Annotated in this window: 8 protein-coding genes; 3 read left to right on the top strand and 5 right to left on the bottom strand. The window is 65.4% G+C overall.

The window, feature by feature from the left end; all coding sequences use genetic code 11:
- The 5 genes from EOA24_RS21645 to EOA24_RS21625 all read right to left on the bottom strand — a co-directional run.
- A partial coding sequence (locus EOA24_RS21645; protein WP_133374566.1) for an FAD-dependent oxidoreductase occupies positions 1 to 272 on the bottom strand: 272 nt, incomplete at its 3' end.
- A 9-nt stretch (positions 273 to 281) separates the two neighbouring features.
- Positions 282 to 1,574 (bottom strand): Coenzyme F420 hydrogenase/dehydrogenase, beta subunit C-terminal domain, encoded by a 1,293-nt coding sequence (locus EOA24_RS21640; RefSeq protein WP_126082259.1) that lies wholly within the window; start codon positions 1,572 to 1,574, stop codon positions 282 to 284.
- 7 nt (positions 1,575 to 1,581) lie between these two features.
- Entirely contained in the window at positions 1,582 to 2,496 is a 915-nt protein-coding gene (locus tag EOA24_RS21635) for a nitrilase-related carbon-nitrogen hydrolase (RefSeq protein WP_126082258.1), read from the bottom strand.
- Positions 2,481 to 3,911 carry a dihydropyrimidinase gene (hydA, locus tag EOA24_RS21630; RefSeq protein ID WP_127410049.1) on the bottom strand — a complete coding sequence of 477 codons (1,431 nt, stop codon included), beginning with the start codon at positions 3,909 to 3,911 and terminating at the stop codon, positions 2,481 to 2,483. The genes EOA24_RS21635 and hydA overlap by 16 nt, the downstream gene beginning before the upstream one ends.
- Positions 3,912 to 3,933: 22 nt before the next feature.
- Positions 3,934 to 4,284, bottom strand: coding sequence for a RidA family protein (locus EOA24_RS21625; RefSeq protein ID WP_126082256.1), 351 nt, complete (start codon positions 4,282 to 4,284; stop codon positions 3,934 to 3,936).
- Positions 4,285 to 4,520: 236 nt separating this feature from the next.
- Here EOA24_RS21625 and EOA24_RS21620 point away from each other — a divergent pair, with 236 nt between their 5' ends.
- The 3 genes from EOA24_RS21620 to EOA24_RS21610 form a co-directional block, all read left to right on the top strand.
- A complete protein-coding gene (locus tag EOA24_RS21620; protein ID WP_126082255.1) occupies positions 4,521 to 5,768 on the top strand; it encodes an MFS transporter in 1,248 nt (415 codons plus the stop codon).
- Positions 5,768 to 6,532 (top strand): SDR family oxidoreductase, encoded by a 765-nt coding sequence (locus EOA24_RS21615; RefSeq protein ID WP_126082254.1) that lies wholly within the window; start codon positions 5,768 to 5,770, stop codon positions 6,530 to 6,532. The genes EOA24_RS21620 and EOA24_RS21615 overlap by 1 nt, the downstream gene beginning before the upstream one ends.
- A gap of 24 nt (positions 6,533 to 6,556) precedes the next feature.
- Positions 6,557 to 7,313: NAD-dependent epimerase/dehydratase family protein (locus EOA24_RS21610; RefSeq protein WP_133374565.1), on the top strand; the 757-nt coding region annotated here is incomplete at its 3' end.

Below are 7,313 nucleotides of genomic sequence, written 5' to 3'. Positions count from 1 at the left end.
ACTGTGATCATGCCGCGCTTGCTGAGCAGCGGATAATCGCAGAAGCCGGCAGGCGGCTCGGTGAGAAACGCCCGGCTGGCGAGCACGATGCGGCGGATGACGCCGTTGCCGTAATTCTCGGTGAAGCTAGCCGCCGAACGCCCCGTGGTGTGGTAACCGCAATGGCTCTCCCGCTCGAACAGCACGACCTTCCTGTCGCGCGAAATCTCGTACGCGGCGCCGGCCCCGGTCATGCCGCCGCCGATGATGATGACTTCGGTCTGCTCGCTCATCGATCCCCCCTAAACTGTTGCGCGCGCCACGGCAGGCGGCTCGCCCAGACGGCCGCGTCGGGCGCGATCGCGGGCGCCCCGCCCCTCGGCCAGATTCTCGGCAGGCGAATTCTGCGCGGCGCAATCCCGCAATGCGAGGTCGCTGACAAAAGGCACCGGCTTGCCGGCGATTGCCATGCCCTTCAGCCGCGCCCAGACGGCGCGCCGCTTGCGCACCTGATGCGACTGCAATTCGCTGATCTCGGCAATGTTGCTCTCGCGCTTGATCTCCAGCGCGCCAGCCTCGACGGCCGCGTCGAACAGCTCCAGCCCGCGCTTTGTCCGAACTATGATGCCGTTGAGCGGTTCATCCTCGACGGCTGGTCCGCCGTTCAGCCAGGCATCCGACACCGCGATATCCGCCACCTGGCCGATCGCATCGGGACAGATCTTGCAGCGCGGCTGGATCATCCATTTGTCCTCGTCTTCCCAGAGCTGCCGGTAGCTGATCTCGAAAGCGTGGCCGTCCTTGGTTTCGATGCGGTTCGGGCCGGGATTGCCATGACCCCGGTAGCGGAATAGGGCCAGCTCGTCCTCGCCGAGGCCAAAACGCTGCAGCACCTGTTCCGACTTGGTGAGGTCCGAGGCGCCGCCGCAGACGAAGGCGAGCGCATAGCGCATGTGCTCGTCAACGCGCGGATCGAGCCGCGCCAGGTTGCGCACGGCGGTGATGTCGCAAGGCTTGGCGATCAGCGCGAACGGCTCGCCGCGATCGAGGATGTCGTTGAAATCCACCAGCGTGGCCGCCGGCCCGTAGCGCGAGCCGGCGCCGTCGAGCACCGAAGCGCCGTCGAAGCTCAGCTTGCGTTCCGTGCGCATCGGCATGGAGCGCGACGCCGCGACATGCAGCACGAATTTTACGCGTCCCGAGCTGAGCAGGAATTGGCCAAGCGCCGTCAGTGTCCCACCGCCGGAGCCAATAAACCGGACCGTGGGATCGCCGGCGGAACCGAGCACGAGCCGCTCGACCGGTCCCCAGACCGTGTCCGTCAACGTGGCGTCATTCATCTGCGCGGGTGGCGGACCGGCGATGCGTGTTCCTGGGCAAACCGCGTTGATCTTCGCCAATGTCGGCTTGTCCAATGCCTTTCGTGCCACCGGCCGCTCGCGCCCTTCCGGTGTCATCACCATCTCGATGTCGCGCCCGGCCATCGACCGGCAGAGGCCGCAGCCGATGCAAAGACCGTTCTCGACGATCTCGCCAAGCGACAGTGGGTCGGCCGCGAGCGGTGCCTGGCTGCAACTGGTCTTGATCAGGCCCATCGCTGTCTCAGACCGGATCCGCGATGCGTTTGTACTGGTCGGGGCGGCGATAGAGCGCGAAGTTGAAGTTCACTTTGCGACACGTCTCGATGAGGTCGAGATCGGCGCGGTGAACGATGACTTCGTCGTCGAGCGACATCGCCTGCGCGGCAATCTCGCCGGTCGGCGCGATGATGCAGGAGCCGCCGATCAGTGCCTGGCCGTCTTCCAGCCCGGCCTTGGCGGCGGCGCCGATCCAGAGCGTGTTCTGATAGGCGCCGGCCTGCATCGGCAGGTGATTGTGGAACATGCGTAGATGTGCCAGCGCCGGCGCCTCGTCGAGCAGGAGCGGCGTGTTGTAGCCGAGCAGTGCCACCTCGGCGCCGTTGAGGCACAGCATGCGATAGGTCTCCGGCCAGCGGCGATCGTTGCAAATGGCGAGGCCGACGCGAACACCGCGAAAGTCATAGACCGGGAAGCCGAGATTGCCGGGTTCAAAGTAACGCCGTTCGAGATGCGTGGTCGTGCCCGCTTCCGGCTCGCTCGACCCCGGCACGTGCATCTTGCGATAGCGGCCGATGAAGGCGCCGTCCGGCCCGACAAGATCCATGGTGTTGAAATGGCGCGTGCGGTCCTCTTCCTGCGTCAGCTCGCAATAACCCAGCGCGAAACCGACCTTCAGGCGCGCGGCGGCATCGTAGAGTCGCTGCGTTTCCGGCCCCGGCATCGAGGCTTCGAAGAAAGCGTCGATTTCGGCCTGGTCGTCGATGCGCCAGCGCGGGAAGAAAGTGGTCAGCGCCATTTCGGGAAACACCGCGATCTCGGCGCCGGCGGAAGCGGCCTTTTCAAGCAGATGTACCAGGCGCCCGACCGTCTCGGCGCGCGTGGCGCTGCGCTGGATCGGTCCGGTCTGGCAAACGGCGATGGTCAGGCATCGAGCCATGGCGTCCAATCCTCGACTGGTTTTCCCGAGAGCTCGGGATCTGCGGCGTTGCGTGCCACGAAACGTCCGAACCCTGGCTCGGCCTGCAATTCGCCGTCAGCGACCACCGGCACGCCGCGCACCAGAACGGTGGTCGGCTTGCCGGTAACGCTCCTGCCCTCATAGGGCGTGAAATCGACGCGCGAATGCAGCGCCTCGTGCCCGAGCGTCCAGCGCATGGTTGGATCCCACAGCGCCAGATCCGCATCGACCCCGATCGCGATGCGGCCCTTGCGATTGGCGAAACCGTAGATCGAGGCGGCATTGCGCGAGGTGAGATCCAGATAGCGTTCGAGTGTCAGCCGGCCGGTGAGCAGCCCTTCGGAAAATAGCAGCGGCAAGCGTGTTTCGATGCCAGGGATGCCGCTCAGCGTCGTGGTGAAGCCTGGCGTCTCGGAGCGGCCGATCTTGTCGGCGAAGTAATAGGGGGAATGGTCCGACGACCAGAGATCGATGCCGCCCTCGATCAGTGCGCGCCACAGATGCTCATGGCTGCGCGGCGAGCGCGGCGGCGGTGAGAAGACGAAGCGCGCCGCGTCGACCGCCGGGCGATCGAGATCGGCGGCCCCGAGGAACAGATATTGCGGACAGGTCTCGGCGATCGCGTCGACACCACGCGCCTTCGCCCGTGCCACCTCTTCCGCCGACTGCCAGGACGACACGTGCACGATGGTCATGCGCGCGCCGGTCATCTCGGCGAAGGCCAAAGCGCGGTGCGTCGCCTCGCGCTCCATCGTCTCGCTGTGGGCGACGACATGGTAGCGGATATCGGTGCGGCCGAGATCGATGAGCCGCTGTCGCGTGCGGCGGATCGCGGCGTCGTTCTCGGCATGGACCATGACGATCCAGCCCAGCCGCCGCGCCGTATCGAGAACCTTGAAGAACAAATCGTCGTCGACGGCGAAACCCTGATAGGTCATGAACAGCTTGACCGAGGCGATGCCGCGCCCGGCAAGCGCCTCAAGCTGCGCCTCGACATCGGCGCCGGTGCCCATGGTCACCACGGCATGCAGCCCGTAGTCGATCACGGCGCGTCCCGCCGCGCGCTCCAGCGCGCGGTCGATGGCGCCGATCGTCGTCATGTCCTGTCCGGGCATGCCGAATGGCACGATGCAGGTGGTGCCGCCGAACGCCGCGGAGATCGTGCCCGACTCGAAATCGTCGGCATTGCCGGCGCCGCCCCAGACGGGCTGGTCGAGATGGCAATGCGTATCGATGCCGCCGGGCATCACCCAGCGGCCGCCGGCGTCGATCGACTTCTGGCCGGATAGGCCCTTGTCAATCGCGGCGATGCGGCCGTCGTCAACGCCGATGTCGCACTCGGCCCAGCCATCGTCGAGCGCCACGCGCCCACCTTTGATCACCAGCTCATGCATTGGCGCACCCTCACCGGTCCGCTCAGCCGACGGCCGCCGTCACCATGATCTCGACGCGGTATTGGTCGCCGGCAAGCCGCGCTTCCACTGTGGCGCGCACCGGCATGGCGCTCCTGTCGATCCAGGCGTCCCAGGCGGCATTCATCAACTCGAAATCGGCAATGTCGCAGAGCCAAATCTGCGCGCTCAAGAGCTTCGACTTGTCACTGCCGGCCTTGGCCAGAAGCGCATCGATCTTGGCGAGAATCTGCTTGGTCTGGCTTGTGGTATCGCCGGACAGATCATCCGCCGTCAGGCCAGCCACATAGACGGTGCCGTTGTAGCGCAGCACCCGGCAGAAGCGCTGTCCGTTCTCCAGGCGTTCGATCGTCATATCGTTCCCTTCCGCTGTTTCTCGGATTCTGGCCTTTGCCTATGGTAAGGAGGGTGCAAAACCACTGTAAAGCCCGCAGCAAAGCCGAGATGCCGCTTTCCTTCACAGCGATGGCCAAAAAAATTTAAGCCATAGCCGCGTCAATCTTCGTTTGTGGCAACCACGGCAAAGTGTAGCTTCTGCTCGGGCTGCCGTCGGTCAACGGTCACGCCAGGGGAGCCGCCGCAGCCGCATCCATGAGGTCGATCGCTCAATCCGCGATGAGGCTTTGGCACAATGCAGAGCGCTCCCGCGCCATGCTGCCGATCATGGTCGGCGTCTGCCTGGCCTGCATCGGCAGCGCCATGTTGACCACCGCCGTGTCGCTGCATCTCGGCAAGCCCGGCATTTCTCCTCAGGTCGTGCAGATCGTGCTGACCGCGTATCCCGTGGGCTTCCTCGTCGGATGCCTGGTCACCCGCCCGGCGGTCGCGCAATACGGCCATGAGCGCACTTTTGTGGTGATCCTGGTGCTGGCGCTGCTGGCGGCGTCCGGCTTCGTGTTCACCGATTTCCTGCCGAGCTGGATCTGTTTCCGCCTGCTCGGTGGCATGGCGATGGCGTCGCTCTTCGTCGTCTGCGAAAGCTGGATCAACCTCTACGCCGAGCAGCACAATCGCGGCGCCTTGTTCTCGCTCTACATGCTGACGACGGCGATCGCGGTGCTGCTCGGGCAGTTCCTTGTCGGCTTGGTCGGCCCGCAATCGCCGCATCTTTTTCCGGTCGCGGCCGTAACGGTGCTTCTGGCGCTGGTCTCCAAATTCGTTGGCGGACGTTGGCCGGCGCTGCCTGCAACCGATCCGGGGCATGCGGGTTCAGCGAGACCGGTCAAGCGGCTTGGCCCGCTGGCGCTGTTCCGGCTGGCGCCGGTGACGGTCGTGGCCATCTTCCAGGGCGGCATCACCAACATGAACATCTTCGTGCTGACGCCGATCTACGGCACCCAGATCGGCCTGTCGGCGGCGACGACGGTCGGGCTGGTCACAACCATCAGCATCGCTGGCATGTTGGCGCAAACCCCCGTCGGCTGGCTGTCGGACCGGTTCGAACGGCGCATCATATTGCTTGTACAAGGCATCCTATCGGTAACGCTCTGCGCCGCGATCGCTTGGCTCGGCAACTCTTCGGTGCCGCTGCTCTTCGTCCTGTTCTTCGTCTATGGCTGCACGGCGCTCACCGTATATCCCGTGGCGATGGCGTTCGGCGCCTCGCAATTGCACAGCCGGCACATGGTCGGCGCTTCCGGCACGCTGCTCCTGCTCTATTCGATCGGCAATGTCGCGACGCCCGGCATTTCCGCCGGCCTGATGCAGCATATGGGCGCGCCGGCGATGTTCCTGCTGCTCGGCGGCGGCGCCGTGCTGGTGACGCTCGCCGCCTGCTACAATCTGTTGCGCCGTCCAGTCACCATGGCGACCATGCAGGCCATAGAGGAGCAGGTCTGATGACGGATCCAGTCAAGAACCGCCTGCAAGACAATGTCATCCTGATCGCCGGCGCTGCCAGCGGCATCGGCGCGGCAATTGCCCGGCGCTGTGTTGCCGAAGGCGCAAAGGTCGTCTGCGCCGACTATGATCTGGAGCCGGCGACAAAACTTACCGAAGTGCTCGGGCCTTCCGCGCTCGCTTGCCAGTGCGATGTAACGAACATCGACTCCGCCAGATCGGCCGTCGACTTTGCCGCGAAAAAATTCGGCCGGCTCGACGGGCTGGTGCACAACGCCGCGGCGCCTTCGACCAGCGCCACCGTCGTCGATCTCGACGAAAGCGCCTGGCGGCACGAGATCGATGTCGGCCTGACCGGCGCCTTCCTGATGAGCAAGTTCGCCGTGCCGCTGATCGCGGCCAGCGGCGGCGGCTCGGTCGTCTTCATCGGCTCGCAATTCGGGCGCGTCGCCACCACCAGGGCGGTCGCCTATTGCGCCGCCAAGGCCGGGCTGATCCATCTCGCCAAGGCGATGGCCGTCGACCACGCGCCCGACAAGATCCGCGTCAACAGCCTGTCGCCGGGTGCCGTGGCGACGACCCGCCTGCTGCGCCGGTTTGCCGACTTCGAAGCCGCCAATGTCGGCCTCGGCCCTGCCCATCTGCTCGGCCGCATCGCCGAGCCCGACGAGATCGCCGCGGCGGCGGCCTTCCTGCTTTCCTCCGACGCATCCTTCGTCACCGGATCCGACATGCTCGTGGACGGCGGCTATGCGACGCGCTGAACCCGTATTTTCAAAGGAGTTCCCATGACCTTGCTCGTCACCGGCGGCACCGGCTTCGTCATGAGCGTGGTCGCGCGCGCCTGGCTGGATCGCGATCCCAAAGCCAAGGCCGTAATCCTCGACCGATCCGGCCTCGACGCGGCCGCCGAACAGCATTTCGCGCCGGTACGCGATCGGCTGACGGTGATTTCCGCCGACATCCTTGACCCGAAAGCCTGGTCAGCGACGCTCGACAAGCAAGGCATCACGGCGATCGTCCACGGCGCGACGATCACGCCGATCTCGCGCGGCAGCGCCTCGGAAGCAAAACGCCAGCCGGAGGCCGAGGACCCGGCCCGCATCGTCGATGTCAATCTCATGGGCACCGTGCGCATGCTGGACTGGGCGCGCACGAATCCCGACCTGAAGCGCTTCATCTATGTCAGCTCCGGTTCCGTCTACCGCCACAACGGCCCCGACTGGAGCGGGGAACCGCTGCCGGAAGACGGCTATGTCGCGCCGCTGACGCTTTACGGCATCTCGAAATTCGCCTCCGAGATGGTCACCAACCGCTATGCCGACCTGTTCGGCCTCTCGGCGGTGTCTGTGCGGCTTGCTTCCGTCTACGGCCCGATGGACCGCGCCACCGAGAGCCGCAACTTTCGCCATGTTCCGAACCGCGTCGCGCATATGGCCCTTGCAGGCGAAACGATCAGGCCAAACAGCCTCGAACCCGTCGGCGATTACGTGACCTCGACCGACGTCGCCGCCGCGATCCTGGCGCTGATCGATGCACCAGGCC

The sequence above is a fragment of the Mesorhizobium sp. M2A.F.Ca.ET.039.01.1.1 genome, from assembly GCF_003998035.1.
In the GTDB taxonomy this organism is placed as follows: Bacteria; Pseudomonadota; Alphaproteobacteria; order Rhizobiales; family Rhizobiaceae; genus Mesorhizobium.
The sequence above is the reverse complement of the archived record's forward strand: the minus strand, read 5'-3'. Positions and strand labels throughout refer to the sequence as shown.

What these genes read in the sequence shown, in the direction of transcription:
- EOA24_RS21620 (WP_126082255.1), top strand. Translation starts at nt 4,521, where the DNA reads ATGAGGTCGATCGCTCAATCCGCGATGAGGCTTTGGCACAATGCAGAG.
- hydA (WP_127410049.1), bottom strand. Translation starts at nt 3,911, where the DNA reads ATGCATGAGCTGGTGATCAAAGGTGGGCGCGTGGCGCTCGACGATGGC.
- EOA24_RS21635 (WP_126082258.1), bottom strand. Translation starts at nt 2,496, where the DNA reads ATGGCTCGATGCCTGACCATCGCCGTTTGCCAGACCGGACCGATCCAG.
- EOA24_RS21640 (WP_126082259.1), bottom strand. Translation starts at nt 1,574, where the DNA reads ATGGGCCTGATCAAGACCAGTTGCAGCCAGGCACCGCTCGCGGCCGAC.
- EOA24_RS21615 (WP_126082254.1), top strand. Translation starts at nt 5,768, where the DNA reads ATGACGGATCCAGTCAAGAACCGCCTGCAAGACAATGTCATCCTGATC.
- EOA24_RS21625 (WP_126082256.1), bottom strand. Translation starts at nt 4,284, where the DNA reads ATGACGATCGAACGCCTGGAGAACGGACAGCGCTTCTGCCGGGTGCTG.